Source organism: Micromonospora sp. NPDC050417 (genome assembly GCF_044458865.1).
Lineage (GTDB): Bacteria > Actinomycetota > Actinomycetes > Mycobacteriales > Micromonosporaceae > Micromonospora_G.
Genome location: NZ_JBITIH010000022.1, coordinates 74,038 through 100,120 on the forward strand (window position 1 = coordinate 74,038; position 26,083 = coordinate 100,120).

Genomic DNA, 26,083 nt, shown 5'->3' on the forward strand with positions numbered 1-26,083 from the left:
GTGTCGCCGGCCGAACCAACGGTGACGGTTCAGCTGAGCTGGTCGGTGCGCTGATGCGCCAGGTACAGCACGTACGAGATCACCGCGGGTGCGCGTACGGCCGAACGGGGCGGGCTGATCAGCGCCAACTGCTCGTAGCTGAGCAGCGCGCCGGTCTCCGGGTCGAGCACGGCCAGGTCCCGGGTGGCACCGGCGGCACTGTCGACGCTGACCGCGACACCGGAGCGGCCGGCCCGGTCCACCACCCGCCCCCGGTAGACCAGTCCCTTCGTGTCGCTCAGTACGTGCAGTACGGCGGCACGCAGCGCCGGGGGCATCTCGTGGTACCGGTACATGGAGGCCACCGCCCGGGTCACGGCCTGCGGGCCGTTGCTGAAGGGTTCGTGCGCGGAGAGTTGTTCGGCCAGCCCCGCCGGATCGGTCACCGGTGTTTCCACCACCACGGCCAGCTCACCAGGGAGGTAGTCGATGTGCCGCCGCTCGGGCGAGTCGGCCGGAGGTCCGTCGAGCCAGTTCGCCCGTTCGCCATCCCGGGGCTGGGGTGGCAGCACGGTGATCTCCTCACGCCCGGAGCGGTCCGCCGCCCACCACAACCGTTCGTCCCGGGCGACCACCGCGTTCGCCACCTCCGGGTCGGTCGCGGTCGTCTCCAGCGACCAGCTCTGCACGTGCAGGTAGGTGTAGCGGCCGACGCCGGGCGGCTCGTCCAGCAGCGCGGTCCGTTCCGCCAACTCCCGCAGCCACGGCCCGGCCGGCGACGCCTCGCCGGGAAACTGCACGCCGAGCAGGGCCGGCACCGCCGCCATCGCGACCCGGGTCGACGCGGGCCGGCCGCTTCCTCCGGGCAGGACGTTGACCAGCGCCAGGGCACCGACCGCGACCACCACGACCGGCAGGGCCAGCCGGGTCCGTACGCCGGGCCGGGCCGTGAAGCGCCACCGCCCGGCCGCCCGCCGCTGGTCGACCAGTTGACGCAGTTCGGCGGCGCTGCGCCGAGGTGGGGCGACCTGCCGGCCACGCACCGGGTCGTTCGCCTCGACGAGTCGTCGGAGCAGCCGCTCGGTCTGCTCGTCCCGCTCCTCAGCCATGAATGCTCTCCCCCGTGTCCCTACGGCCGGTTCCGGTCAGTACCGGGTCGGCGTCTCCCACCAACATCCAGCCACGCAGCTTGCCCAGCGCCCGGGAGCGCCGCTTGCGTACGGTGGCCTGCCAGAGGCCGAGTACATGGGCGATCTCGGCGGTGTCGAGTCCGTCGAGGTACGCCAGCCGGAGCACCTCCCGCTCGGCCGGTTTGAGCTGTCCCCAGACTCGCCCGAGGTCCAACCGGTCGCAGACGACCGTGCTCTCCTCACCCTCGGCCGCGCCGGCGACCACCTCCATCACATCCATCTCGATCAGGGCCAGCGGGTGTCGGCGGCTCCACCGGCGGTGGTTGCGCAGGTGGTTGTTGGCGGTGGCGAAGAGCCACGCTCTCGGCTCGTCCGGCACCCGTGACCGCCGGTCCCACGCGGTCATGAAGGTCTGCTGTGCCAGGTCCTCCGCCTCGCCCTCGTTGCCGCCCAACGCACGCATCAACATCCGGACCACGTCCGGCCAGAATCGCCGGTGCAGTGCGTCGTGCCACGCCTCGTCCCGGCTGCCGTTGCCGCCCACCGACTTCTCCTCGAGGGATCGATGCCTCTCGCCGCCGGTGCACGGACGGCACCGGTGGCGATCTTTGTCGTTCCTCCCACCATGAATATGTCCGCTCCGACACCGCTGTGACTGTCCCGCCCGGACCAGATCTGCGTGACGACGCCTCGTGGCGGCGTCGGTTATCCGACAGAACCTCGATCCACGCCCGACAAAGCGGTGACGACCAGCAGAAACATGAGTGTGAATCGTGACAAGTCATTCACGGTCATCTTTGCCAGAATATGACCAAGGTCGGGTGACCGGACGGGCTGCCCCAGCAGCCCTGCACGCCCAGCCCGGCCGACCTTCCGGCACCCCACGGAATCGACACACCGAGGAGGCTGCAATGGCACCCACCCCCCGCCGCTGGAGCAGGTCCGTCACCGTCCCGATGGCGATCGCCACGATCGTCGCCACCGTCGTCGCTGCGGCGCCGGCGACCGCCGGTCCACCCGAAGACGCCCTGCCGTCCCCCGTGCAGGGCGAGATCGACCGGCATCTGGCCTCGTATCCGGGCGGGCGGCAGATCAGCCCCACCGAGGTGAGCTATGCCGACGGCACCTTCATCATCGCCTTCGCACCGCCGTCGGAGACGACAGCCCTACCCAACTGCACAGCCGGCTGGTTCTGTTTCTACGACGGCGTCAACTACACCTACCCGCGCGGGCAGCTCAACAGTTGCGGGTGGCAGGACCTGGCCGCCTGGGGCTGGCACGACCGGACCGAGTCGGTGCACTACAACATTGGGACCGGCTCGGTCTCATTTCTCAACCACACCAGCTCCGGTCACGGCAGCGACCCGGTCCTCTTCTCGGTCGGCGTCAGCAGCACCACAGACAACGACGTGTCGCCCTACCGAAACCAGGCCGACCACGTGAACCGCTACTGCTGATCGGACCACCGTCGCAGGGGTGCCGGTACGGGTTGCCGCCCATACCGGCACCGCCGGCAACGGCCCCTACTTCGGGCCGGTGAGGCGCAACGCCAGCGCGGGGCACATCCGTACCGCCTTGCGGGCGCCCGCCTCCAGCCAGGTCGGCACGGGCGTGGGAGGGAACGCCGGGAAACCGTTACCGTCGAGCCGGATGAACTCCGGTACGACGTGCGCGCAGAGCCCGTGTCCGTCGCAGAGGGACCAGTCCACCGAGAGCCGGGAGGAGACCGTCTCCGGGCTGGTCGGCAGCCCGAGCACCCCCTTGACCCGCCGGCCGCAGCCGTCCCGGGTCGCGTGTGCGGCCAGGTCCTCGGCGAAGACCTCCAATGCGGAGGTCGCGAACCGGGCGGTGCCGTCCGGGTGGCTGCACGCACCGCGTCCGCGTACCTCACCGGCGGCGGCCCGCACCACGTCGGCGGCGGCGGTGCCGGCGACGATCAGGTCGACCGAGCGGGCCAGGGCCGGCAGGCCGAGGCGGCACGGCCCACACTGGCCGGCGGACTCACCGGCCAGGTACTGCACCACCTGGGCCACCTCACCGAGCGGGCAGGTGTCCTCGCCGAGCGGGATCATGATCCCGGCACCGAGGGTGCCGTTGACCAACGCGAGACCCTTGCGGGAGATGAGGACCTTCGCCGCCGACTCGGCACTGATCCACCGACCGTGGTAACCCCCGGTCAGCACACCCGGCCCGTCGGGCACCTCGCAGAGACGCAGGATGTCGGCGAGCGGCGTACCGGCGGGGCACTCCACCACCGCGGGCCGGTTCGCCGCGCCGGTCACGGTCAGCATGATGGTGCCGGGCTCGTCCTCGGTGCCGACCGCGGCGTACTCGTACGGTCCGAGCCGTGCGCCGATCGCGATCTGGGCGTACGTCTCCGCGTTCGACAGCAGGGTCGGCATGCCGGCGACCCCCGAGTCGCTGGCGCGCTTCTTCACCCCGGGCGGGATGTGCGCCTCACCGTTGATTCCCTTGACCAGTGCACCGCCCTCACCGGAGATGAACCGGTGCGGCACGGTGACGATCCCGGTCGGCACCGGCATCTGCCGTTCGGCCAGCGCGGCGGCCAGCGAGGCTTCGCCGATGCCGTCGTCGGCGACCCCGATCACGATCTCGTCCGCGTCGAGCGCGTACGCGACCATCGCGGCGCCGTCCAGGATCAGGTGCGGTGCGCGGGTGAGCAGCACCTTGTCCTTCCAGCTCGCCGGTTCACCCTCGGTGGCGTTGACCACCACCACCGGCGCCAGCGCCTGCCGGCGCGCCGAGTCGAGCACCGCCTGGACCTTGCGGGCGAACGGGAAACCCGCGCCGCCCTTCCCCTTGAGTTGCATCCCCTCGGTGAGCTTGATCAGCCCGTCGATGGAGAGCCAGTCGACCTCGCCGTGCACCTCCTCGTGGGCGAGCAGGTCGAGCCGACCGAACTCGCTGAACCCGGCGGTGAGCCGCGCCGGGCCGAAGGTGGCAACGGGTGGAACGGTGGTCCGACTCACTTTGCCTCGCCTCGCAGTTCACGCCAGTACGCCTCGTCCACGCTGTCTCCCGAGGCTTTCTTGCCACGCCGCCCAGAACGGCCCGATCCGGTGCCACCCTCGCTGCTGGCGGCACGCAACGCCCGCCGGACGTCGAGGTTGACCAGGGTCGGGGTGTCGTCGACCACCGGCTCCCGCTCGGCCGAGCCCCGACGCGGACGGTAGTCCCGCTCGTCGTCGTCCTCGGCCCGGCGACGTGGCCGATAGTCCAGGTCCGCGTCGTCGTCCTCGGCCCGTCGGCGTGGGCGGTAGTCCAGGTCCGCGTCGTCGTCGGCCCGTCGGCGCGGCCGGTAGTCCCGGTCCAGCTCCTCGTCGGCCGCCCCGCGCCGGGGCTGGTACTCCGCTTCGATCTCCGCCTCGACGCTCCGGCGCGGCCGGTAGTCCCGTTCGGTTCCCCGGTCGTCGTCGAGGTGGTCGCGCCCGCTGTCCCGGTCGTCGCGGCGACGGGTGGTCGGGGCGGTGCTGGTGTCGGTCCGCGCCGACCAGCGGCGGCCGTACCGTGGGCCGTCGGTGTCCGGGTCCGCGCCGATGGTGCCGGGTTCTGGAACCTCGGGTACGACGAAGCGGCGCGACCGGCGCCCGGACGTCTCGTCCGACCGGGCGGCGGTTCCGGTCCGACTCCGCCGGGTGACGCCCTGCTCGGCCCGGCCCACCCGCAGGTTGCCCGCGTTCGCCGGCTCGGCCCAACTGACCCGTACGTCGCTGCCCGGTGTCGCACCGGCGAGCACGGTGCGCGATTCGGCACTGTCCCGTGCGGTCCTGCCGACCGGCTTGATCGAGCCGGTGGTCTGGCCCTGGTCCTTGCGCTTGCGGCCGAGGCTGACCGAGAGCCGGACCAACAGCGCGACCACCACCAGGAAGACGCAGAACAGGTAGCTGAGGGTGACCCAGGCGGCGGGCGCCCGGCCGGCGTTGAGGCCGTGGGTCAGCGCGACCGGCCACGACGCGTACGCGGTGCTGTGCAGTGCCCGCCACATCCAGGGTTTGCCACGCCCGACGAACCGGGCCCGGATCAGGCCGGTCCAGAGGGTGGAGACCATCAGGTACGCGGCGATGGTGCCGAGCCCGACGTAGAGCCCGCGCTGTGAGACGAACGGGATGACGGCGTCTGTCGCCGCCGCCCGTCCACTGGAGACCTTGGTGAGGATGTGCAGGGCGAGCGTGCTCACCGCGATGATCCCGGTGGTCCGGTGCGCGGACTGGAGCAGCACCCGGTGCCGGGCCAGCAGCACCAGTCGGTCGGTGGCGAGTACGCCGGCCATCACCGTGATGCTCAGCGAGACCAGGGCGACGACTCCGGCGTAGAACTCCAGGTAGACGTAGCTGTAGACGTAGAAGACCTGACCGGCTTTGGTGAGCATGGCCAGGGCCCAGAAGGCGGCCAGCGCGGAGGCGCCGAGGACGGCCATCGCGCCCTTGGACCGTGTCGGGCCACTGCGGGTGGTGACGGTCCGGGCAATGGCGGGTTGCTGGATCTGCTGTGTCCGAGCCATACGCTCCTCGATCTCCCACCCAAGCTCTTCCGTCACGTTGTACGTAGGAACGGAACGGGCGGATGAGTGGCTGACGCGATTTCTTTTCACAATCGACTGCTGGTCGGAGTCCGACCTGGTCGGCCGGTCACCGAACGACGAGAACTACCCAATGGGGCAACTTCACCACGTACAGTGAATGTGTGCCTTTTGTCCCTTCGGAAGCACCGGCTCCGACCCGGACGCGCGCGCGTCTGCTGCTCACCGGTGGCCTCCTCGCGCTGCTCGGCGGCACGGTCGCGCTGGCCCTGGTGATCAGCTCGGCCACCGGCCCCGACCGGGCCGATCCGCCGTCGGCAACACCGACCACGACGCCGACACCAGCACCGAACGACTCGGTCGACCCGGCGGACACGGCGCCGGCGACCGTCGAGCCATCGATGTCCGCGATACCGCCGCCGGCAAACCTACCAGTGGTGGACTATGCGGCGGCACCCGGCGGTTTTCCCGCCGATCCGGATCCGATGTCGACGGTACGGCTCCGCGAGGGGCTCCACCCCACCGCGAAAGTCGGTGCGTACGACGCCCCGGGCGGCAAACCGCGGGCCTTCCTCGCCCCGACCCTCGCCGGGGTGCCGCTGACCGTACCGATCGTCGAGCGGCGATCCGGTTGGGCGGGCGTGCTGCTTCCGTCGGCGAACCGCACCCTGGCCTGGGTGCCGCCGGGCAACTGGAAGACCGTGGCGCTGCGGGACCAGCTCGTGGTGGAACGGAAAACCTTCCGGCTGACCTGGTTCCGTGACGACAAACCAGTGCAGACGTGGCGGACCACCCTCGGCACCCGCGAGACCCCGACGCCACTCGGCCGTACCTTCGTCCTCGGCCGCTCCGCCCTGGTCGGCAACGTCTACGCGAACACCGACGTGTTCGCCCTCGGCGCGGTGCCGGATGATCCGGACGCGGTGCCGGCTGGTCTGCGCGGCGCCCACATCGGACTGCACACCTGGTACAACGACGACACGCTGGGCGAGAACGTCACCGACGGCTGCATCCGGATCACCAAGAGCGGCCAGCGCAAACTTCTCGAAGAGATCATCCCTGGCACCAGTCTGGTCGTGGTCGACAAGCTCCCGGCAGCCACACCAGGCCCGCTCACCAGAGATTGATTCTTCTCACCCACGCCGGCTAACGGTGGCCGGCTTCGATCCGACGCTCGACCCGGTCCAGGTAGTCCCACCACCGGTCGTCGGCGGCACGGTGGACGGAGAGCAGGTGGCCGGCCACGACGAACGCCATCAGGATGGTCTCCTCCGGGGGAAGTGTGCGCAGGTCGTACGGCACCTCGGCGGTGGTCTCGGTGAGGAAGGTGAGCACCTGCTCGGGAGTGAGCTCTGCCCAGGTCTCCACTGCGGCGATATCGTGGGCGAGGAGCTTCAGCTCTGGCTCGTTCGGCTCGCCCCGGTGGGCGTCCCAGAGCACCCGGACGACGACCCGGAACGCGATGTCGACGGCTCTGGACGCCTTCTCGCCGTCCACAAGTTCGGTCAAAGCCTTGGTCAGCTTCGCCGGGTCACGTACCACCGCCGCGTAGATCGTGTTCCGCACCAGTCGCTCGATCCGCCGGCTGATCCGCGCCCCGTGCCGTCGCCGCCGCTGCCGTTCCTGCATCCACTGCCAGAACAGCAGGCCGGACAGCACCCACAGCGCCGCCTTGACGACAACGTCGGCCACCTCCAGGATCACCATTCGACACCGGCCGAGTCGCAGGGTCCGTGGTGGTCCGCACGGCGTCCGCACCGCTGACGGCCGGGCAGGATCATGTTGCAGAAGACCCAGTGCCGTACGTTCTGGTTGTCCTCCTGGGAGACGTGTGTGGCGCCGATGTCGAGTTGGGGTAGGAAGGCGAGCGACCGGGCGACCGCGCAGGCCATGTGGAGCGCACCCCTCAGGTCGAGCGCCGCCACTGACAGATGGATCACGTAGAGATCGGGTTCGCGCTCGGGACCGGCGACCGCCTCCACGGCCTCCCGGGGAAGCGGCGCGAACACCGCCCTATTGATCATTTTCCACCGTTGTTCCGGTGGTTGGTTGTCCATTCGAAGATCCCTTTCACCATCGTCAGTCGTTCGCTCAACACGTGAAAGTTCCACCAACCGGGGTTGCCGGCCGGCGTCGAAATTCATTCGGGTACGGGGTCGCGATCATCAACGCGCCCGTGATAGACACATAGGCAAGTCGGTTAAGGACTCATCACTCCTTCAGAGGCCCGGCGAGGATCGGTAGGCGACTGCCCATCGCAAAGCCCACCCTCGTCACCTTTCTCGGCTCGTGGCACAGTCGCGGTCACCGGTAACGAGCGTGCACCCCGTGGGAAAAGCAGCGGACCGGTAACCACCATCACCTCCTCCAGCGCTCACGTTTCCAGCGCCGTCGAGGGGGAGCAATGGTTCCCAGCCCGCTCATTCCAAGAAAGGTGTACGCACCCGTGCCCCACAAGCCCTTCATCCGAACCCTGCGCGCCCAGTGGTTGGGCGCACAACTCCGCGAGCTACGTGAGGAACGCGGGATGACCCTGGAGTTGGTCGCCCGCCACCTCAACCGGGACCGGTCCGCGCTGGGCCGCTACGAGCTGGCGGAATGGCCGATCCAGCGCGGCGACGTGCTGGCCTTGCTCGACCTCTACGGCTTCCACCGCGCGACCGACCGCGCCCAGTTGCTCAGCCTGGCCGAGGAGGTCTGGCGCACCGATCGCTGGAACGACAATTACGGCGACATCGTCGACTCGTCGTTCATCGACTTCCCCTGGCTGGAGTCCCGCGCCGAGACGGTCTGCTCCTACCACGCCGCCGTGGTACCCGGCCTGTTTCAACTCCCGGCCTACGCCGACCTGGTGATCCGCTGCACGGAAGGCCCGAAAGTCAGCGAGGAAAAGATCCGGCGCGGCGTCGCGCTCCGCATGGACCGACAACTGGTGCTGAAGGAACCGCGCCGAATCAGCTTCGAGGTGATCATCGACGAGGCCGCGCTGCGACGACAGATTGGTGGCCCGAGTCTGCTGCGGGCGCAACTCGCCCACCTGACCAAGGTCACCCGGCTCCCGCAGGTTGACCTCCGGATTCTGCCCGAAACGGTTGCGCTGCACCCGGGCGTCGACGGCTCATTCTGGCTGTTCCGGATGCCTCGCCCCTACCCAGAGGTTGGCTATCTGGAAAGTCTGGCCGGACAGATGTACTTCGAACTGCCGAAGTCCGAGCGGTTCCGGGACGCGTACGATGAAGTACGGGAAGCGTCGCTCGACCCGATCACTTCGGCGCGCTTGATCAAGAGCATCGGGGAGGAAATGTCATGACCGAGAACCTTCCGACTGTGGGCTGGCACATCAGCACCTACAGCGCCGACACGAGTGCTAGCTGCGTGGAGGCCGGTCCGCTGGCCGACGGGTCGGGGCGCGTGGCCGTGCGTCACAGCAGGCGGCCCGATGCGGCGACCATCGTCTACACCAGAGACGAGTGGGATGCCTTCGTGGCCGGCGTCAAGGACGGCGAATTCGACTTCTGATCTTGCCTTGAAAACGCTCCGGGCCTGACGACGGACCAGGCCCGGAGCGTGCGCCTCTTTCGACCACCAGAAATTCAGGCCGCTTCGATCGCGGCCTCAGCACGATCAAGGTAGTCCCACCACTCTTCTTCATCCCGACGACAGGAGGACAGCAGGTTCGCCGCCGAGACGAACGCCAGAATGATCACATTCTCGTCCGGCACCTCAGGCGCGAACGCCTCCCGCTTCATCAGCTTGCTCAGGAACGCCGTCACCTCGGCATCCGCAGGGCGAGCCCAAGCCTCTGCCCGAGCAATCTCCGCAGCCACGCCCCTGATCTCGGCGTCAGTTGGCTCGCCCTCGTGAATGTCCACCATGAGAAAGTAGATCAGCGCGAGAGTCAGCTCGATTGCCTTACGGACAGCTTCGTCGTCAGGAAGCTTCTGAAGCTGCCCTTCCAGCAACGGAAAGTCACGTATGACTGCGGCGTGAATAGCTTTTCGAACTGTCGGCTCGACCCTTTTATCTACTCTCATCCTCACCCCTCTGTATTCCGTCGCGCTTGTCAAGCCAAGACCTGCCAGCGCTAACGGCTGCCGCGACAGCAAGCAACGTCCCGCCTAGAATCTTTGGGAACAGCGGAACAACCTCCGATAACGCCACCCATGGCGCCGTTGCCGCAGTCGCCCAGAAACCAATGGATTGAGCACTCACACGTTCCGGCGGAAATCTTCGCTTAGACGTGTCCCCTTCACGACGTTCGCGCGACTCAGGAGAGGCATTACGCGCCGAGGTCGACTCCACCGCTACCACTGGGGGTGGTTGGCTTGTGGTGCTGCCACCACCCCCGTCTAGTTTCCCAGGGCTTGCGCCTTGGCGATGGTCGCCTGCACGTGTTCCTTGGTCACGCCGGTGACGCTCGACGCCTGGCCGAGCGCCTCGCGAATCCGGTCGAACATGCCGGTGAGTTGACCGGAGCCACCTTCGAGAGCGCTTGCGACCAAGCCGCGTGCAGCGTTCGTTTCCTCCACGGCCGCGCGTACTCTCTGCTCGATCTCGTCCAGTTTCTGGGACGCGGCGCTCAACTGCGCGACGATCTGTGCCGTACTCATGAACCCTCCCCGGTCCACTGTGCCCGCCTGGCGAGCCGGACACGCTCAGTGGGCAGGAGCTTACGCAGACGTTCACGGAAGCGCATGCCCCCGGATCAATCGGATCGCTGACGCGGACCCCACCACGACAGGAGCGGCGGGAGATCTTCGAGGGATCTCGCCGGTGGTTTCGGCGGTTCAGATTCGCCGTCGTCGCCGTCCCAGCGCCGCCCGTACTGATCGGGGAGATCGCCCCAACCCCAGTAGGGCAGTGGTGCGTCCGGGGTGATCCCGAGGGTGTCGAGCGGGTCGATTCGCTCCTGGGCGACGGTGCAGAGGTGTGCCCAGTCGTCGCCGAGGTCGAACACGTAGGCGAACTGCTCGCCCGGCTTCAGCCGGCTCAGCTTGGTGACCCGGTCGTTGAGGGTTCCCTCGGGTTCATCTCCGTCCCAGTGCCGGGTGGTGGCGAGTTGTACGCCACCGTCGAGTGTGAACAGGTGCAGGTGGGCTCGGTCCCACCGGGCGAATGCCGCATCGATCGCGTCGCCCAACTGGGCGAAGGAGTGCGACCGGGCGGCGGCGAACACCCGCCCCGGCCGCGGCCACCAGTCCTCCCCCCTGCCGGAGACCAACTCCACCCGGATCGACAACCACGTCCGCGCCACGTGCGACACCCCTTACTGCCTGTGGCCCAACGTTGTCCGCCGAGCCGCCTCCGCCAGTCTCTTGCCTGCCCCCATGATCGTCAGATGCTCTGCCGCGCGACACGCCGAACACAGAGGGGCGGAGAAACTAACGATCATGGGAACTGGACGGACGCCGACGAAGGGCATTCGTGGCCGGCGTCAGGGATGGGGTTCGACTCCAGATCGCGCCCTGGAAACTCCCATGCCTGATGACAACCAACCGGGCCCGGAGCAGGCTCACGACAGGTGAAGCCCACTCACCCTCGGCAGGCGCCCTTGGACGGCCAACAACACAGGAGTGATGAGGCGAATGCCATTGTCGACGCGGTTCACGGAGTTGTTCGGAGTGCGGCATCCGATCGTGCTGGCGCCGATGGGAGGGTCTGCGGGTGGCGCGTTGGCGGCGGCCGTCTCTCGCGGCGGCGGCCTCGGGATGCTTGGTGCGGGTGACGGAGATCGCGGGTGGCTGGATCGCGAGGCGCCGATCGTCGCTTCGGGCACCGACCAACCGTGGGGCGTCGGCTTCCTGACCTGGGCGATCGATGTCGGTGCGGTGGAACGTGCGCTGGCGTACAGGCCCACGGCGGTCATGTTCTCGTTCGGCGATCCGAGCCCGTTCGTGGAACCCGTCCGTCAAGCGGGGACGCTCCTGATCATCCAGGTCACCGATCTGGAGGAGGCCAGGCAGGCCGTGGACCTGGGAGCCGATGTCATCGTGGCGCAGGGCACCGAGGCCGGTGGCCATGGAGCCCGGCGTGGGCGGTCCACGCTGCCGTTCGTACCCGTCGTGGTGGATCTCGCGGCGCCGGTGCCGGTGCTGGCCGCCGGCGGGATCGCCGACGGCCGGGGCATCGCCGCAGCCCTGGCCCTGGGTGCCGCCGGAGCCGTGATCGGCACCCGATTCCAGGCCACCACCGAGGCCCTGGTCGCTCCGGAGATCACCAGGGAGATCGTCGAAGGGCGGGGGCAGGACACCGAGCGCAGCAGTGTGCTGGACATCGTCCGTGGCTCCCGATGGCCGTCGAAGTACACCGCCCGCACCCTCGGCCACCCGCACCTCGATCGATGGCGCGGGCGCGAGGCAGAACTCGTCGGCGACTCCCAGGCCGGACGGGACTACCAGGACGACGTGGCGCGTGGCGTGATACCCCCGCTGCCGGTCTGGGCCGGCGAGGCGGTCGACCTCATCACCGACCTGCCGGCCGCTGCCGGCCTGGTCACCACCCTCGCCGCCCAGGCCGAGGATGCCCTGACCAGAGCTGGAAGGCGCTGACAGACACCCGGAAGGCCGTGATCGTCAGGTGCTCAGCCACCCTTCACGCGATGTGTCGAGGGCTGAGCACCTGACGCTCATGGAAGCCGGGCGGACCCGGACGGCGGATCAGGCGTCGGCAGCGAGGGCGGTGACGGGGCTGACCCGGGAGGCACGGCGGGCCGGCAGCACCCCGGCGACGGCGGTCAGCACGACCAACGCCACGAAGACCCCGATCAGCGGTAGCACCGGCATCTCCAGCGGCGCGTTCGCGCCGAGCGCCTCGATTGTCAACCAGGAGTACGGGAGGCCGAGCAGCAAACCGAGAGTCGCGCCGATCAGACCGTAGAGCCCCGCCTCGGCGGTAAGCATGATCCGCAGACCGGCCCGGGAGAGGCCGACGGCCCGGAGCAGGCCGGACTCGCGTACCCGTTCAACCACCGAAAGCGCGGTGGTGGCACCGACGCCGACCACGGCGATCAGCACGGTCAGCCCGACCAGCCCAACCGCCACCCCGAGCAACGCGTTGATCTGCCCGTTGATCTCGTCCCGCTGGTCGGCCAACACGGTCAGGCCGACCCCGTCGTTCCCCCCGGCCAACTCCCGCAGCGCCTTCTGAGCCGCCGTCCGACCGTCCTCGCCCGCGCCGGACGCGTCGGCCAGCAGCCCGGAGTAACCAGCCGGGGCACCGAGCCGGTCCAGGTCAGTGGGATCGACCACGACTCTGGAGCCCAGCGGGGTCATACCGGGCAGAACCGCGGCGACCCGTACCTCGACCGTGTGCTGCTCCCGGGTCAGCACGATCCGGTCACCGGCACGCACGTTGACGTCACTGGCGGCGAACCTGGTCAACACCACCTGCCCCGGTCCGAGGTCGGCAAGGCTCCCCGATCGGACGTCGAGCTTGCGCAACTCCGGCAACGCGCCCAGGTCGAGGTCGTTGGCGTCGGAGGTCGGCATGCCGGGGCGCGGGACCGGCACCGGCTCGTTGCTGTCGGCCCGGGTGATTATCAGCCCGTTGAGCCGGCGGTATGGCGTCAGGTGCGTGATCTCGGGACGCTGGCGCGCACCCTCGACCACCGTGTTCGGGAGGGTCGCGTTCGTACCGGCCACGACCTCGAAGTCCGCCGGAGCCGAGATGGCCATGTCCCGGTCGCTGAGCGCCCGCAATGACGCGCCGTTGACCAGGACACCGGCGATCAGCGTCACGCCGAGGGCGACCACCACGGAGACCGCCGCCGCCCGCCGGGGTGCCCCGCCGATCCCGCCGACCGCCAGCCGACCGACCGGACCAAACTGACGCAACGGCCAGCCCACCACCCAGAGCACCGGCCGGACCAGCAGCGGCCCCAGTGCCACCAGGGCAAAGTAGGCAAGGGTGCCGGAAAGGACCAACTGAGACAGGAGCGAAACGGGGTTGTAGTTTTCCGGGTTCGGCCCCGGTCGGTGGCTGAACACCCAGAACGCCAACAACCCGGCGACGGCTGCCAGCAGCAGACCGATCACCAAGCGGGCCACGCCGACGTCACGCCGACCCGAGGTAGTGCTCGCCGCCCGCAGCGCCTCCAACGGGGCGACCCGGGCCGCGGAGAACGCCGGTGCCAGCACCGCGAGCAGGGTGATGAGGGTCGCGCCGGCCACCACCGCCAGGGCGGGGAGCAGCGGAATTCCCGGCGACGCCACAGTCAGGCCGAACGCCCGCAGGACCAGCGGCAGGAGGTGCCCGAACGCGAGCGCGAGCGCCACGCCGACCGTACCGGTGACCAGGCCGGTGAGCGCCCCCTCGGCGGCGAGTGCTCGGGCCAGGCCACCCTGGCCCGCGCCGATCGCCCGCAGCAGCGCGAGTTGCCGCATCCGCTGGGCGAAGACGATCCGGAAGGTCGAGGTCGCCACCAGCGCCGCGGCGGCCACCGCGATCGCGATGAACATGCCGACCAGGACGAAGACCACTTTCAGCCGGTCGACCGCCCCCTTGGCCTCGGCGATCCGCACCTCGGCACCGGTACGCACCGGCGGGCGACGATCCCCGCCGGCCGCCGCCACGATGCCGTTCACCTGCTCGCGTACGGCCGTCAGGCTGGCACCGGGCGCCAGGCGCAGGTCGATCTGCCGTACGTAGTCCTGGGCGCCGAGCGCCGACACGAAGCTGTCCGGGGCGTACGCGTCCTGCCCGAAGTCACGATCGGCCTCGACCACGCCGGTGACGGTCAACGTGATCTGAGGGGCCTGCTGCTCGATCCGGGCGGTGGTGACCGCGCCGACAGCGAGCCCCATCCGTTCGGCGGTACGGGGCGTGACGGCGATCTCGTTCGCCGCGTCCGGATAGCTGCCCTGGATCACCCGGGCCAACGCCAATGGGCCACTCCCCGGGTCGCCGCTCAACCCGATCCAGCTACCGCCCGAACCACCGATCTGTAGGCCCGTGTCGATCCGGCCGGCCGCCTCGGCGACCCCGGGAAGTTCGCGCACCTGCCGGAGGACCGACGCGGTGGTGGCGTTCCCCTCGGCATCGCCCACCACCAGATCAGCCGCGGCCGGTGTGGTGGCGGCGGTCGCCTCCACGGTCCGGGCCACGATCTGCTGGGTCAGCACCCCGGCGAAGACGACAAACGACGCGACCAGGACGGCCAGGCCGGTCAGGAGCAGTCGACTCGGGCGGCGGGCCACACCGCCCAACTGGGTCCGCAGCAGCGCCCTCATCGGTTCGCCGCCAGGGCGTGCAGGGCCTCGGTCACCGAGGCGTGGTCGGGGCGGGGGAGGTCGCCGGCGATCCTGCCGTCGGCGAGCAGCACCGCGCGGTCGGCGTACGCGGCGGCCGACGGGTCGTGGGTCACCATGACCACGGTCTGGCCGAGGTCGCGCACCGACTCGCGCAGGAAGCTGAGCACCTCGGCGCCGGAGCGGGAGTCGAGGTTGCCGGTCGGCTCGTCGGCGAAGACGACCTCGGGGCGGGACGCGAGCGCCCGCGCGAGCGCCACCCGCTGCTGCTGCCCGCCGGAGAGTTCGCTCGGCCGGTGCCCCAGACGGTCGCCGATGCCGAGCACCCGCACCAGGTGGGCGAGGAGTTCACGGTCCGGGCGCTGGCCGGCCAGGTCCATCGGCAGGGTGATGTTCTGTTCGGCGGTGAGCTGCGGCAGCAGGTTGAACGACTGGAAGACGAACCCGATCCGCTCCCGCCGTACGGCGGTCAACGCCCGGTCGGACTGCTTGGTCAGGTCGGTGCCGCCGAGCAGCGCCTGTCCCGAGGTGGCGGTGTCCAGGCCGGCGAGGCAGTGCATCAGGGTGGACTTGCCCGAGCCGGAGGGACCCATGATCGCGGTGAACTCGGCCCGGCCGAAGCCCACCGTGACGCCGTCCAGTGCCCGTACGGCGGTGTCACCGCTGCCGTACACCTTGACCAGGTCGACCGCAGCCACGGCGGCCTGGGACCGGTCCTCCCGTGCGGGTGTGACGGCATGGTTTCGCGAACTCATCGATCCTCCAGCGGATGCTCTACAACTCCGCAGGAAGCTTCGCCTTCCGGTGACCGGCGGCACATCGGTCCGCAGCCGGGTTCCGCCTCGCCCGGCTCTAACTTTCGGCCGATCTGGGTTCCGCCGTCCGCTGGCTACGCTGGGTCACGATGACGACCCCTCGATTCAAACACCTGTGGTTCCGTCTGGGCCAGTGCGCGGCGCTCGGGGTGATGGCCGTGCTCGGCCTCCTCGACCTACGGATCGGTCTGATCCGGGCGGACGCCGCCGCACCGGCCCTGGTCGGGGTGGTGCTGGCGGTGGCGACCGTACTGGTGTGGCTGCCCGCACATCCGCGGAACTCGCGTCGCCTGCCTCGGGCGGCGCTGGTGCTCGCCGGTGCGTCGCTCGTCGTCTCCCTGGTACCCAGGGTGGTCGGACCACCGATCCCCAGCGCCGCCAGTTGGGGGCTCGCCGAAACCTGCGGCCTGCTCGGAGTGCTCTTCATGGTGGCCCGGCGCGGGGCCGCCGCCTGGGCGCTCGGCGCGGTGCTGGGCCTCGGCGCGGCCATCGTCGCGCTGCCGATGCGCAGCACGAGCGGTAGCACCTTTGTCATCGCCGTCCTGTTCCTGGCGCTCTGCGCCGGTGCCTCGGCCGCGGGCGGGGTGTACCTGCGGTTGCTGGCCAACGGGCGGGACCGGGCGGTCGCCGCGGTCCGGGCCGAGCAGCGCGCCGAGTTCGCCCGGGACCTGCACGACTTCATCGCCCACCACGTGACCGGGATCGTGGTCCAGGCACAGGGCGCGCGGTTTGTCGCCGAGCAGGACCCGCAGCGGGTGCTGCTCGCGTTGGAACAGATCGAGCGGGCCGGCGCGGAGACGATGACCTCGATGCGGCGGATGGTGGGAATTCTGCGTGACCCCGACGCCGCACCTGACGCGCCGCTGGCACCGCTGGCCGGGGTCGCGGACCTTACCCCGCTGCTGGCCCGCTTCAACACTTCGGCGGAGCCGACCGCCCGGCTGCACCTGGACGGGAAGCTGGACGGGATACCCGTCGAGGTCTCGACCTCCGGTTACCGGGTGGTCATGGAGGCGCTGACGAACGTACGCCAGCACGCTTCCGGTGCCACGATCGTGGATGTGGCGGTCCGCCGTACGCCGGACTGGTTGGTGGTCCGGGTGAGCGACGACGGTCCGGCACCCCGGGTCCCGGGGCCGCGCGGACAGCACGGGTACGGTCTGGTCGGCCTGACCGAACGGGTGCGGGCGATCGGTGGGCAGTTCTCCGCCGGCCCCGGCATCGACGGCGGCTGGGTGGTCGACGCGCTGCTGCCGATACGGCAGGAGGTGGACCGGTGATCCGGGTGATGATCGCGGACGACCAGGCGATGGTCCGGACCGGCTTCGGCATGATCCTCGGCGCGCAGCCGGACATGGAACTGGTCGGCGAGGCGGCCGACGGGGTCGAGGCGGTGGCGTTGGCCCGGCAGGTACGGCCGGACGTGGCGCTGCTGGACATCCGGATGCCCCGGATGGACGGCCTGGAGGCGCTGCGGCTGCTCGCCGGGCCGGGTGTGGTCGACCCGATCCGGGTGGTCGTGGTCACCACGTTCGATCTCGACGAGTACGTCCACACGGCGCTCCGCAACGGCGCCTGCGGTTTCCTGCTCAAGGACTCCGGACCGGCGCTGCTGGTGGAGGCGGTCCGGGCGGCGGTCTCCGGGGACGCGCTGATCAGCCCGTCGATCACGGTACGGCTGCTGGAGCACCTCAGTCCCCCGGCGCCGGCCCGGGACGACGCGGGTCTGTCGCCCCGGGAACTCGACGTGGTGAAGCTCGCCGCCCGGGGCCTAACGAACGCCGAGATCGCCGCCCGGCTGTACATCGCCATCGGAACGGTCAAGACACACCTGGGCAGCGTGCAGACGAAGCTCGGCGCCCGCAACCGGGTGGAGATCGCGGCCTGGGCGTGGGAACGCCGCCTCATCGACTGAGCCGCCCGACCGTCCGATGGGCGCGGCCCCGGCGGTTGGGCTGGCCAGCCTGCCGACAACTGCGGCCCGGCGGCGCGCCGCGCGCTGCGGCCCCGGCCGCCCGGACCGGCATCCCCCGATCCCGCCCCCGGCCCACGCCCCGGCTGCCATCATCGCCAGAGACGACGGGGGACGTTCTCCCCGCTCACGCTGGCGCAGGAGAGGTGCGATGCCCGACGAGCAGGTCCTGTCCGAATCCACCTACCACGCGGTGATCAACGCGCCGATGGAGCGGATCGACATCGCGGACTGGTTGTTCAACCTCCCCGACGCCGAATACCAGCGTTGCGCACCACCGGACCACATCGCCGCGGGCTACACCACCACCGACGACGGCCGCCCCATGTCGATCAACGTGGAGCAGATCGGCGACGGGCTCCTCGTCCAGCACTACGTCGGCGAGATCGTCGGCCCCCACCACTGCCGGATGGTGTCGCTCTCCGACGTCTACACGACTCAGGGGCGTACCAAGGTCAAGGTCATCTGGGATCTCAGCGTCAAGCCGATCGACGAGGGTCGCTGCGAGTACACCAACAGCGTGGTCGCGTTCACCACCGCCGAGTTCCTGGACTTCATCGACCTGCACAGCATCACACTCCAGCAGGCCGCCGCCACCCGTCAGGTCGCCTCCGCCGACCACAACAGCCGCGAGACCCCGCTCTTCGCCCAGAGCATCGAACGCCGGGCCCAGGGCCGGACAACGCCGACCGAAGCGCCGGGAGAGGAAGAACCGTGAGTACGCCCGACCCGTCGCCCTTCGCCACGGCCCACGCCTTCACTCCCCGGCTGATGGAACTCGTCGACGACCCGCTCTACTCGCGGGTGTGGGCGGACCCGGCGTTGAGTCCGAGGGACCGCAGCCTCGTAACAGTTGCCGTACTCACCGCGCTGTATCGCCCGGAGGAGTTGCCCGAGCACCTGCACCGGGCGATCACCAACGGCGTGACCCGGGACGAGATCGCCGCCCTGATCACCCACGTCGCCTTCTACGCCGGCTTCCCCGCCGCCATCTCCGCCTCCGCCATCGCCGGCCACACCCTCAAGGGGTAGGGAAGGGCCCCTTGTTATCGCTTTTTGTATAGGAAGGGCCCCTTCCTAACACGCCAGCGGCGTGAGGGGACGCGGCCGGCGCGGGGCGGCGTGAGGGGACGCGGCGGGCGCGGCGCGATGCGAGGGGGCGCGGCGGGCTGCGGGGCGGCGCTGGATCATGTTTCCGCTGGCCAGCGTGCCGGTTGAGTCGGCCAGCGGACAGTTTTCACCGACGATCTGCACGAAACCATAAACTCACGGTGATTTCGTAGCTACCCAGCGATTGCGTCGGTTGGGAGTGCCATGCACGAATTGGCGGACAAGAACAAGTACGTCGCGTTCCTGTTCATGAAGATCAGCCCTGAGTACTTCGCCCTCGGTCGTGAGGGCATCCACGAGGTCTCCGCCGGCCACGCCCGCGAGATGGGCAAGTACACCAAACAGCTCACCCACATCGTGTGCAGCGGGGTGGACGCGCGCTACGACCAGGTCACCATGGTCGAGGCGGACTCTCTGGAGGAGATCCACGCGGCGGCGACCGACTTCCGGATGGGTGCGAAGGCCCGGTACATCGAGATCGTCGACATCGTGGTCGGCATGAAGGCCCCGCCGCGCGGCCTGGCCAAGCGTTCCTCCACATAGGACACGCTCCCCGGACGGCGGGAAGAGGATTTCGCGGGCGACAAGACCGGCCAGCCGCGCCGGGGCGGCGAAACCGGTTCCCGTACCGGCGGCCAGGCATCACCAGCCGGTCGCCGGTACGGGAAACACAACCTTCGGCGGACTACATCCGCAGGTGTTCCCAGTCGAGCAGGTCGGCGCCGAGGTCACGTACGGTCGCCAGCAGTCCGAGCCGGGCAGCGCGTAGGTCGAGGTCGTCGGTCATCACGAACACCTCGTCGAAGAAGGAGTTCACCGGACCGGTGATCGCACCGGCGACCTCGTTGAAGCGCTCCAGGTCTGGCTCGGCCGGCAACGCGTCGCGTACCTGGGTCAGCACCTCGTGCAGCCGCAGCTCTGCCGGCTCCACCAGCGCCTCCGGGCGGTAGCCGGCGGCCGTGCCGGCGGGGACGATCCGCCGGGCCCGCTGGATCGCCTCGGCCAGGGCCCGGAACTGCTCCTCCTTGACCAGGGCGTCGATCTGGGCGAGCAGACGGTCGGCGAGTCCGGGCCGGGCGGCGTGGGGCAGGACCGCCCGCACCCGGTCGACCGGTTGCCCCTCCTCGGTGAGCAACTGCTCCAGCCGACGGGTCAGGAACTCGGCCGCACCGGCGAGCACCGACTCCGCGACCGGCACCGGCTGTCGCCGGGCCGCCGCGGCGAGCGCCTCGGTCAGGCTCAGACCGGCGATTTCCGGGTGGGCGCGGTGCACGGCCAGCAGACCGAGGAAGGCCCGGCGTACGGCGAACGGGTCGCTGCTGCCGGTCGGCAACCCGACGGTGGCGGCGAGGCCGGCGACCAGGTCCAGCCGGTCCGCCAGGGAGAGCAGCGCCCCGGGCAGCGTTCGGGGCAGCGCGTCACCGGCACTGCGCGGCAACTCGGACTCGTACACCGCCTGGGCGACCGCCTCCGACTCCCCCGCGTGCAGGGCGTAGTCGCGGGCCATCACCCCGGCGAGGCTGGTCATCTCGGTGACGAGCTGCGAGCCGAGGTCGAACTTCACCAGCGCGGCGGCCCGGTGCAGGGTCGCCGTGTCGGCCGGGCCGAGGTCCAGGGCGGCGGCCAGAACGCGGCCCAGTTCGGCGATCCGGTCGGAGCGGTCGGCCATCGAGCCGAGCTTGTCGGTGAAGGTGAGCCGGCTGATCCGTTCCCGCATCTCGACCAGCGGAACCTTCAGGTCGGCGCGGTAGAAGAAGGCCGCGTCCTCGTACCGGGCGCGCAGCACCGCCTCGTTGCCGGCGCGGACCAGGTCGGCGTCGACGGCACCGTTGGCGACGGCGACGAAGTACGGCATCAGCCCGCCCTGCGCGTCGCGCACCGGCAGGTAACGCTGGTGCTTGCGCATGACGTTGACCAGGATCGCCTCCGGCAGCCGGAGGTAGCTCTCGTCGAACCGGCCGAGCAGCGGTGTCGGCTGTTCCACCAGGTAGAGGATCTGGTCGATGAGCGACCGTTCGGCGTCGACGTCGAGCCGCCCGCCGACCTCGGCGGCGAGCCGCTCGGCACCGGCGACGATCAGCCGGCGACGCTCGTCCGGATCGACCACGATGCCGGCGTCGGCCAGGATGCCCAGGTGGGCCTCGGCCGAGGCGACCGGGAAGGTCGGCGCGGGCGCGTTGCGGTGCACCCGGGTCTGCCGGTCGGAGGCGAGCGACGACACCGCCACCGGCACCACCTGGTCGCCCCAGAGGGCGAGCAGCCAGCGGACCGGGCGGGTGAAGGCGAGGTTCGGGTCGTTCCAGCGCATGTTCTTCGCCGAACGGAGCGACGTCACCACCTTGGCGAGCACGTCGCCGAGGACCTCGGTGGCGTCCCGGCCGGCCTCGGGGCGGAGCACCGCCAGGTGCTCGACACCGTTGAAGTCGACCCGCTCCAGGGCGTCGACCTCGACCTTCTGCGATCGGGCGAAGCCGATCAGGGCGGGCGTGGGCTGGCCGTCGGCCGTGAACGCGGCGCCGGCCTTGGGGCCCTTCACCGTACGGACGTGGTCTTCTTCGCGGGCGGCGACAGCGTCCACGACGGCGACCAACCGGCGCGGGTTGGCCAGCACCCGGATCGTGCCGTGCGCCAGCCTCGTCGCCGCCAACCGCTCGGTCAGCTCCCGCCGGACCTGCTCCCGGGCGGTACGGGCCTCGGCCGGCGGCATCTCCTCGGTGCCGATCTCGAAGACGAGCTGCCGGGGCGCGGACTCACCGGTCGGCGTGACCGTCGGGGCGGTCGCCGTCGGGGTCGCTTCGACCACACCGAGCGGGTGCCCGAGCTCTTCGCGCCGGGCCACCCAGAGACGGGCGACCTCGCCGGCCATTCGCCGCATCCGGGCGAACTCGGCGGCCCGCTCGGAGGTGGAGACCGCGCCCCGGGAGTCGAGCACGTTGAACGCGTGCGAGCACTTGAGCACGTACGTGTGCGCGGGCACCGGCAGGCCGGCGTCGATCATCCGCTGCGCCTCGGTCGCGTACAGCTCCAACAGTTGGCGGTTGGCCGCCACGTCGGCGTCGTCGAGGTAGTAACGGGACATCTCATACTCGGACTGGCCGAAGACCTCGCCGTAGCTGACGCCCGGGGCGTACGCGATCTCCTTGAAGTGGCGTACGTTCTGCAACGCCATGATGATCCGCTCGATGCCGTACGTGATCTCCACGGCGGGCGGATCGAGGTTCACCCCGCCGGCCTGCTGGAAGTACGTGAACTGGGTGATCTCCAGCCCGTCGAGCCAGACCTCCCAGCCCAGCCCCCAGGCGCCGAGCGCCGGGGAGGTCCAGTTGTCCTCGACGAACCGGACGTCGTGCGCGGCCACGTCGATGCCGAGCGCGCTCAGGCTGCCCAGGTAGAGCTCCTGCGGGTTGCCCGGCTCAGGCTTGAGGATCACCTGGAGCTGGGTGTGCGTCTGGAGCCGGTTGGGGTTCTCGCCGTACCGGGAGTCGTCCGGGCGGACCGACGGCTCGACGTACACCGTCCGCCACGGCTCCGGGCCGAGAACCCGCAGGAAGGTCGCCGGGTTGAGGGTTCCGGCACCGACCTCCGTGTTCATCGGTTGCACCACGAGGCAGCCCTGCCCCGACCAGTACGCCGTCAGGCGCGCCAGGGCATCTTGCATGGTCAGCATGGAAAACTCCGTCCGAGGCGACCCCTGGCAGGCAGGCGCTGCGGCGGCGCCAGGGCTCGCTCAGTGTAGTGACCGGCCCGCGCGCAGGTCGGCGAGCATCCCCTCGACACTACGCAACACCACCCGGGCGAGTTGCCGCTGATCCGGCCGGAGCAACGGGTCCTCGGCCTGCGCCTGCCACCGGTACAGCGCGTCGACACCCCGCTCCCAGAGCTGCCCACCGTCGGCGTCCAGCTCCAGCTCCAGCCGTACCGCCAGGCTGGTGCCGTTCCCGCCGACCAGCCGGTGCGCCTCGGCGGCAAGGTCGCCGTCGAGCTTCGTACGCGGGTCGCGGAGAGTGGCCAGCAGGCGCAGCTCCCGGAAGTCGTGCGCGGCGGCGAGCACCTGCTCGATCCGGGCGTGCAGTTCCGCCGTCCCCGGTCGGGGGTCGGTCCGCAGCACCCGTTCCAGCGCGGCGAGCGCGGACCGGGCCTTGAGCACCTCCCGCCGGTCGGTGAAGTACCGGGCGATCGACTCGCGCAGCTCGGTCAGCCCGCTGCGCCGGACCAGTTCGGCGGCGAGCCCGGCCCGGGTGGTGGCACCGGTACGGATGAGCGTGGTCGCCAACCGCAGCCCGAAGACCCCGAACCGGTCCAGCAGCGCCCGACGTACGGTCGCGTCCGGCACCGGCGTGTACTCGGCGGCGGCGTGCGATCCGCCGGTGGCCCGGCCGGCGGCGAAGTGGGTTTCGACGAACCGGTCGGCGGAGAGCAGCGCGGCGGCGAGTTCGTCGCGGGGCAGCTCGGCCAGTTGGGCCAGCGCGACGAACTCGGTCTCGCTGAGCACCCGGCCGGCGAGCGCGACCAGGCCGGCGACCGGCACGGTGCCCATGCAGAGCGGGCGCACCCCCGGGTCCTGGGACTGACGCCGGGCCAGTTGCTTCGCGGTGACCAGGGCGTCGACCCGGCCGCCGCCCAGCTCGTCGGCGCGGGCGAGCACCAGGAGCGTGTTCACCGGCGCCGAACGGCCCACCACCCCGTCGCGCAACGCGCGCAGGAACCGCAGGTCGGTGCCGCGCCCGTCCCGGGTCAGGTAGAGCACCGCGTCGGCGTCCCGGACCACCTTCATCGCGGCCGGCGCGTCCCCCTCCTCGCCGCCGGCCGGCACGGGTGGCATCTCCATCAGCGTGGTGTGGCGCAGCACCCGGGTCGGCCAGCGGACCACCACCTCGCTGACCTGCGTCGACCGCCAGCCGCCCAGTTCCACCCGGAGTGCCCCGGTGGAGCGGACCACCGGCAGTTCCCAGGCCGACCCCTCGGCCGAGTACGCGGTCGCGCCCGGTTCCGGGCCGTCCTCGTACCACGTGTGCAGCGGTCCGCCGTCGGCCGGCTCGACCGGCGCCACCTCCTCGCCGAGGAAGGCGTTGATCAGCGTCGACTTGCCGGAGCGCCAGGGGCCGACGACCGCGATCCGCAGCGGTTCGGCGAACCGGTCCAGGTAGTGCCGGAGCCGTTCGGTGGCGCGCGGGTTGTCCCAGTAGAGCGCCAGCGCCTCGTGCAGCAGCGCCGGTACGGACTCGTCCAGCCGGGGGGCAGCGGTCACGGCTGCCCGCCCAGCGGTGACGCCCCGGTGGCACTGCGGCCGGAGACCAGCCGCTGGGCCTGCTCGTAGAGGACCGCCAGCCGCCGCATCTCCTGTTCGATCTGGCGGTGCCGCTGGTCGCGTACGGCCGCGTCGGCGTCGGCGGACTGCTTGGCGGTACGCAGCGACCCGACGATCGCCTCCTGGAGGTCTTCGGTGAGCGCGGCGAAGTGGTCGCGCAGCATCCGCTGGACCCGTCGGGCGGTGTCGCGGCAGTCCTTGTTGAGCCGGAGGAAGAAGTCGTCGACGTGGCGCTGGGCGGCCACGCGTACCGCCGTCTGCCGGCGTTTGAGCAGCGACTTGCTCTCGTCCCGGATGCTTTTGCCACCGAAGAGGGCACCGGCGCCGATCGAGACGAAGTTGATCAGCGGCATGCCGGCGAGGCTGGTGGCGAGGCCGAACATCAGCACCCCGCCGTACGAGCCGCGCAACGCGGTGACCACCTTCTGGGTGGGGGTGAAACGCTCGATCGGGGGCTGTTCCAGCACCGGCAGCCGTTGCGCGAGGTCGGCCGGAACCTGGACCGACCAGTCCGGCAGCGCGTCCTGCCCGTAGCGGGCGAACTGGGCGGCGACCTGTCCGGCGATCCAGTCGCAACGCTGGGCGAGCCAGACGAAGTTCGCCTCCGCCGCCTCGACCAGGTTCTCCTCCAGCCACTGCTGGAACGGTTCCCAGCCGGTCTGCGGGTCGGCCGTCTCGAACGCCTCGTCCACCTGGCGCAGGATCTTGCGGGTGCGGTCACGCAGGTCGTACTCGATGTCGGAGAGCAGGTCGGCCATCTCGTCGTTGAGCGTGTTCTGCCAGCGGGTGCTGCACCGGCGCAGCTCGTCGACCTCCCGCTGGGCGGCGCGCAGCCGACCCATGGCGGCGGTGTTGTCCCCGGACTGGGCGGAGGCCAGCTCGGCCCGCAGCGGCGCGGCGAGCTGTTCGATCACCGTACGGCTGAGCAGCGCCACCGCCGACCGGGCCAGCACCTCGGACTTGCTGTTCTGGTCGCGCAGCAGCCGGCCGATCAGGTCGGGGAACCGGGACTCGGCGTTGACCTCCTTGTCGTCGGTCTTGGCGGCCTGTAGTCGCAGCGCGGCGGAGACCGGGATCAGCACCGCCGGCACCCCGGCGCTGGCCAGGTGCTGCCGGTTGCGGTCGGCCACCGTACGCCAGTCCGGTACCAGGTCGATCTTTGTCTGGACCACGATCACGTTCGGGTGCGACTGGGCGATCTGGAGCAGCAGGTTCACCTCGGCGACGGAGAGTTCCCGGGTCGCGTCCGAGACCAGGAGCACCGCGTCCGGGCGGGCCATGGCGGCGTACGCGTTGGTGACCCTGGCCTGGTCGGGGCCGTCAGCGCCGGGGGTGTCGACCAGGGTGAGCCCGCCGGCGAGCAGTCCACGCGGGACTCCGATCTCGACGTGGGTGCTGCCGGCGGCACCGGCGCCGGGGGCGACCGCGGTGCTGATCCGGGCGACGGCCTGCTCGATCGGCAGCGGCAGTCGCTGTGCCGGGACCGGCGCCTCGGTGGCGGGTCGACCGGGTGCCGGTGCGGCGGCCTGGACCAGGGCGGCCGTCGGTTGTGGGGAGTGCCGGACCACCGTCGGGACCACGGTGGTCCGGCCGTCTCCCACCGGGCAGACCGGGGCGTTGATCAGTGCGTTGACCAGTTGACTCTTGCCCTGTTTGGGCTCGCCGACGACGAGGACCCGCAACCCCGGGTCGAGGAGTTGCACCCGTTTGCGGCGTACCGAGTCGACCAGGTCGGTACGGCCGTGTGCCGCGCAGAGCCGGCTGGTCTCGTCGAGTACGTCAAGCCAAATCCGCGTCATCACGCACCAAGTGTGCCGATTTCGACGCGATTATCAAGGGGTCGTACCACCGGTACCGCGGGCGACCACACCCGGTGAAAGGGGTGGCCACCCGCAGTGTCGCAGGGGGGCCGGAGGCCGGGCCCACCGCAGCGGGGCCCGGACTCCGGCCGGTCGTCGCGCCGCGCCCACCCCCGGGCCGCGGC

Annotated in this window: 24 protein-coding genes; 10 read left to right on the forward strand and 14 right to left on the reverse strand. The window is 70.5% G+C overall.

The window, feature by feature from the left end; translation table 11 throughout:
• Positions 1-29 precede the first annotated feature (29 nt).
• Both ACIBF5_RS25715 and ACIBF5_RS25720 read right to left on the reverse strand, forming a co-directional pair.
• Positions 30-1,088: a CU044_5270 family protein gene (locus tag ACIBF5_RS25715; protein WP_396815435.1), complete on the reverse strand. Its 1,059-nt coding sequence runs from the start codon at positions 1,086-1,088 to the stop codon at positions 30-32.
• Complete coding sequence (locus tag ACIBF5_RS25720; RefSeq protein WP_396815436.1) at positions 1,081-1,653, reverse strand: RNA polymerase sigma factor; 573 nt, start codon at positions 1,651-1,653, stop codon at positions 1,081-1,083. Before ACIBF5_RS25720 ends, ACIBF5_RS25715 begins: the two co-directional genes overlap by 8 nt.
• Before the next feature lie 367 nt (positions 1,654-2,020).
• Here ACIBF5_RS25720 and ACIBF5_RS25725 point away from each other — a divergent pair, with 367 nt between their 5' ends.
• Positions 2,021-2,566, forward strand: coding sequence for a hypothetical protein (locus tag ACIBF5_RS25725; protein WP_396815437.1), 546 nt, complete (start codon positions 2,021-2,023; stop codon positions 2,564-2,566).
• Positions 2,567-2,632: 66 nt separating this feature from the next.
• On the opposite strand, the gene ACIBF5_RS25730 is transcribed toward ACIBF5_RS25725, so the two are convergent.
• Both ACIBF5_RS25730 and ACIBF5_RS25735 read right to left on the reverse strand, forming a co-directional pair.
• On the reverse strand, positions 2,633-4,099 hold the full coding sequence (locus tag ACIBF5_RS25730) for an NADH-ubiquinone oxidoreductase-F iron-sulfur binding region domain-containing protein (RefSeq protein ID WP_396815438.1): 1,467 nt from the start codon (positions 4,097-4,099) through the stop codon (positions 2,633-2,635).
• Complete coding sequence (locus ACIBF5_RS25735; RefSeq protein ID WP_396815439.1) at positions 4,096-5,631, reverse strand: hypothetical protein; 1,536 nt, start codon at positions 5,629-5,631, stop codon at positions 4,096-4,098. Before ACIBF5_RS25735 ends, ACIBF5_RS25730 begins: the two co-directional genes overlap by 4 nt.
• A 182-nt stretch (positions 5,632-5,813) precedes the next feature.
• Here ACIBF5_RS25735 and ACIBF5_RS25740 point away from each other — a divergent pair, with 182 nt between their 5' ends.
• On the forward strand, positions 5,814-6,776 hold the full coding sequence (locus ACIBF5_RS25740; RefSeq protein ID WP_396815440.1) for a L,D-transpeptidase: 963 nt from the start codon (positions 5,814-5,816) through the stop codon (positions 6,774-6,776).
• Positions 6,777-6,795: 19 nt separating this feature from the next.
• Here ACIBF5_RS25740 and ACIBF5_RS25745 read toward each other — a convergent pair whose 3' ends face one another.
• A complete protein-coding gene (locus tag ACIBF5_RS25745; protein ID WP_396815441.1) occupies positions 6,796-7,356 on the reverse strand; it encodes a hypothetical protein in 561 nt (186 codons plus the stop codon).
• A complete protein-coding gene (locus tag ACIBF5_RS25750; protein ID WP_396815442.1) occupies positions 7,350-7,706 on the reverse strand; it encodes a hypothetical protein in 357 nt (118 codons plus the stop codon). Before ACIBF5_RS25750 ends, ACIBF5_RS25745 begins: the two co-directional genes overlap by 7 nt.
• 347 nt (positions 7,707-8,053) lie before the next feature.
• Here ACIBF5_RS25750 and ACIBF5_RS25755 point away from each other — a divergent pair, with 347 nt between their 5' ends.
• Positions 8,054-8,959, forward strand: coding sequence for a helix-turn-helix domain-containing protein (locus tag ACIBF5_RS25755; protein WP_396815443.1), 906 nt, complete (start codon positions 8,054-8,056; stop codon positions 8,957-8,959).
• Positions 8,956-9,168, forward strand: a complete 213-nt coding sequence (locus ACIBF5_RS25760) for a DUF397 domain-containing protein (protein ID WP_396815444.1) — start codon at positions 8,956-8,958, stop codon at positions 9,166-9,168. Before ACIBF5_RS25755 ends, ACIBF5_RS25760 begins: the two co-directional genes overlap by 4 nt.
• 74 nt (positions 9,169-9,242) lie before the next feature.
• Here the strand turns inward: ACIBF5_RS25760 and ACIBF5_RS25765 are convergent, their stop codons facing one another.
• The 3 genes from ACIBF5_RS25765 to ACIBF5_RS25775 all read right to left on the reverse strand — a co-directional run bounded on the left by ACIBF5_RS25765 (position 9,243) and on the right by ACIBF5_RS25775 (position 10,903).
• Positions 9,243-9,683, reverse strand: coding sequence for a hypothetical protein (locus tag ACIBF5_RS25765; protein ID WP_396815445.1), 441 nt, complete (start codon positions 9,681-9,683; stop codon positions 9,243-9,245).
• Between the two features lie 315 nt (positions 9,684-9,998).
• Positions 9,999-10,259, reverse strand: coding sequence for a DUF6244 family protein (locus tag ACIBF5_RS25770; protein WP_396815446.1), 261 nt, complete (start codon positions 10,257-10,259; stop codon positions 9,999-10,001).
• 95 nt (positions 10,260-10,354) lie between these two features.
• Entirely contained in the window at positions 10,355-10,903 is a 549-nt protein-coding gene (locus ACIBF5_RS25775) for a hypothetical protein (RefSeq protein ID WP_396815447.1), read from the reverse strand.
• Positions 10,904-11,234: 331 nt separating this feature from the next.
• Here ACIBF5_RS25775 and ACIBF5_RS25780 point away from each other — a divergent pair, with 331 nt between their 5' ends.
• Positions 11,235-12,197: an NAD(P)H-dependent flavin oxidoreductase gene (locus ACIBF5_RS25780; RefSeq protein WP_396815448.1), complete on the forward strand. Its 963-nt coding sequence runs from the start codon at positions 11,235-11,237 to the stop codon at positions 12,195-12,197.
• A gap of 108 nt (positions 12,198-12,305) precedes the next feature.
• Here ACIBF5_RS25780 and ACIBF5_RS25785 read toward each other — a convergent pair whose 3' ends face one another.
• A complete protein-coding gene (locus tag ACIBF5_RS25785; protein WP_396815449.1) occupies positions 12,306-14,876 on the reverse strand; it encodes an FtsX-like permease family protein in 2,571 nt (856 codons plus the stop codon).
• Complete coding sequence (locus tag ACIBF5_RS25790; protein WP_396815450.1) at positions 14,873-15,649, reverse strand: ABC transporter ATP-binding protein; 777 nt, start codon at positions 15,647-15,649, stop codon at positions 14,873-14,875. The genes ACIBF5_RS25785 and ACIBF5_RS25790 overlap by 4 nt, the downstream gene beginning before the upstream one ends.
• Before the next feature lie 149 nt (positions 15,650-15,798).
• Between ACIBF5_RS25790 and ACIBF5_RS25795 the strand changes: the two genes are divergently transcribed.
• The 5 genes from ACIBF5_RS25795 (at position 15,799) to ACIBF5_RS25815 (ending at position 19,334) form a co-directional block, all read left to right on the forward strand.
• Complete coding sequence (locus ACIBF5_RS25795) at positions 15,799-16,989, forward strand: sensor histidine kinase (RefSeq protein ID WP_396815451.1); 1,191 nt, start codon at positions 15,799-15,801, stop codon at positions 16,987-16,989.
• A complete protein-coding gene (locus tag ACIBF5_RS25800; protein ID WP_396815452.1) occupies positions 16,986-17,624 on the forward strand; it encodes a response regulator in 639 nt (212 codons plus the stop codon). The genes ACIBF5_RS25795 and ACIBF5_RS25800 overlap by 4 nt, the downstream gene beginning before the upstream one ends.
• A 208-nt stretch (positions 17,625-17,832) precedes the next feature.
• Positions 17,833-18,399, forward strand: a complete 567-nt coding sequence (locus ACIBF5_RS25805) for a hypothetical protein (protein ID WP_396815453.1) — start codon at positions 17,833-17,835, stop codon at positions 18,397-18,399.
• Positions 18,396-18,713, forward strand: coding sequence for a carboxymuconolactone decarboxylase family protein (locus ACIBF5_RS25810; RefSeq protein WP_396815454.1), 318 nt, complete (start codon positions 18,396-18,398; stop codon positions 18,711-18,713). The genes ACIBF5_RS25805 and ACIBF5_RS25810 overlap by 4 nt, the downstream gene beginning before the upstream one ends.
• A 282-nt stretch (positions 18,714-18,995) precedes the next feature.
• Entirely contained in the window at positions 18,996-19,334 is a 339-nt protein-coding gene (locus ACIBF5_RS25815; protein WP_396815455.1) for a hypothetical protein, read from the forward strand.
• Between the two features lie 142 nt (positions 19,335-19,476).
• Here the strand turns inward: ACIBF5_RS25815 and ACIBF5_RS25820 are convergent, their stop codons facing one another.
• The 3 genes from ACIBF5_RS25820 to ACIBF5_RS25830 are packed head-to-tail and all read right to left on the reverse strand — an operon-like array spanning position 19,477 to position 25,898.
• Positions 19,477-22,458, reverse strand: coding sequence for a glycine--tRNA ligase (locus ACIBF5_RS25820; protein WP_396815456.1), 2,982 nt, complete (start codon positions 22,456-22,458; stop codon positions 19,477-19,479).
• A 60-nt stretch (positions 22,459-22,518) separates the two neighbouring features.
• Positions 22,519-24,039, reverse strand: a complete 1,521-nt coding sequence (locus tag ACIBF5_RS25825) for a hypothetical protein (RefSeq protein WP_396815457.1) — start codon at positions 24,037-24,039, stop codon at positions 22,519-22,521.
• Positions 24,036-25,898 (reverse strand): dynamin family protein, encoded by a 1,863-nt coding sequence (locus ACIBF5_RS25830; protein ID WP_396815487.1) that lies wholly within the window; start codon positions 25,896-25,898, stop codon positions 24,036-24,038. Before ACIBF5_RS25830 ends, ACIBF5_RS25825 begins: the two co-directional genes overlap by 4 nt.
• Positions 25,899-26,083: the final 185 nt, after the last annotated feature.

What these genes read in the sequence shown, in the direction of transcription:
- ACIBF5_RS25715 (WP_396815435.1), bottom strand. Translation starts at nt 1,088, where the DNA reads ATGGCTGAGGAGCGGGACGAGCAGACCGAGCGGCTGCTCCGACGACTC.
- ACIBF5_RS25725 (WP_396815437.1), top strand. Translation starts at nt 2,021, where the DNA reads ATGGCACCCACCCCCCGCCGCTGGAGCAGGTCCGTCACCGTCCCGATG.
- ACIBF5_RS25735 (WP_396815439.1), bottom strand. Translation starts at nt 5,631, where the DNA reads ATGGCTCGGACACAGCAGATCCAGCAACCCGCCATTGCCCGGACCGTC.
- ACIBF5_RS25745 (WP_396815441.1), bottom strand. Translation starts at nt 7,356, where the DNA reads ATGGTGATCCTGGAGGTGGCCGACGTTGTCGTCAAGGCGGCGCTGTGG.
- ACIBF5_RS25750 (WP_396815442.1), bottom strand. Translation starts at nt 7,706, where the DNA reads ATGGACAACCAACCACCGGAACAACGGTGGAAAATGATCAATAGGGCG.
- ACIBF5_RS25755 (WP_396815443.1), top strand. Translation starts at nt 8,054, where the DNA reads ATGGTTCCCAGCCCGCTCATTCCAAGAAAGGTGTACGCACCCGTGCCC.
- ACIBF5_RS25760 (WP_396815444.1), top strand. Translation starts at nt 8,956, where the DNA reads ATGACCGAGAACCTTCCGACTGTGGGCTGGCACATCAGCACCTACAGC.
- ACIBF5_RS25765 (WP_396815445.1), bottom strand. Translation starts at nt 9,683, where the DNA reads ATGAGAGTAGATAAAAGGGTCGAGCCGACAGTTCGAAAAGCTATTCAC.
- ACIBF5_RS25770 (WP_396815446.1), bottom strand. Translation starts at nt 10,259, where the DNA reads ATGAGTACGGCACAGATCGTCGCGCAGTTGAGCGCCGCGTCCCAGAAA.
- ACIBF5_RS25780 (WP_396815448.1), top strand. Translation starts at nt 11,235, where the DNA reads ATGCCATTGTCGACGCGGTTCACGGAGTTGTTCGGAGTGCGGCATCCG.
- ACIBF5_RS25785 (WP_396815449.1), bottom strand. Translation starts at nt 14,876, where the DNA reads ATGAGGGCGCTGCTGCGGACCCAGTTGGGCGGTGTGGCCCGCCGCCCG.
- ACIBF5_RS25790 (WP_396815450.1), bottom strand. Translation starts at nt 15,649, where the DNA reads ATGAGTTCGCGAAACCATGCCGTCACACCCGCACGGGAGGACCGGTCC.
- ACIBF5_RS25795 (WP_396815451.1), top strand. Translation starts at nt 15,799, where the DNA reads ATGACGACCCCTCGATTCAAACACCTGTGGTTCCGTCTGGGCCAGTGC.
- ACIBF5_RS25805 (WP_396815453.1), top strand. Translation starts at nt 17,833, where the DNA reads ATGCCCGACGAGCAGGTCCTGTCCGAATCCACCTACCACGCGGTGATC.
- ACIBF5_RS25815 (WP_396815455.1), top strand. Translation starts at nt 18,996, where the DNA reads ATGCACGAATTGGCGGACAAGAACAAGTACGTCGCGTTCCTGTTCATG.
- ACIBF5_RS25820 (WP_396815456.1), bottom strand. Translation starts at nt 22,458, where the DNA reads ATGCTGACCATGCAAGATGCCCTGGCGCGCCTGACGGCGTACTGGTCG.
- ACIBF5_RS25830 (WP_396815487.1), bottom strand. Translation starts at nt 25,898, where the DNA reads ATGACGCGGATTTGGCTTGACGTACTCGACGAGACCAGCCGGCTCTGC.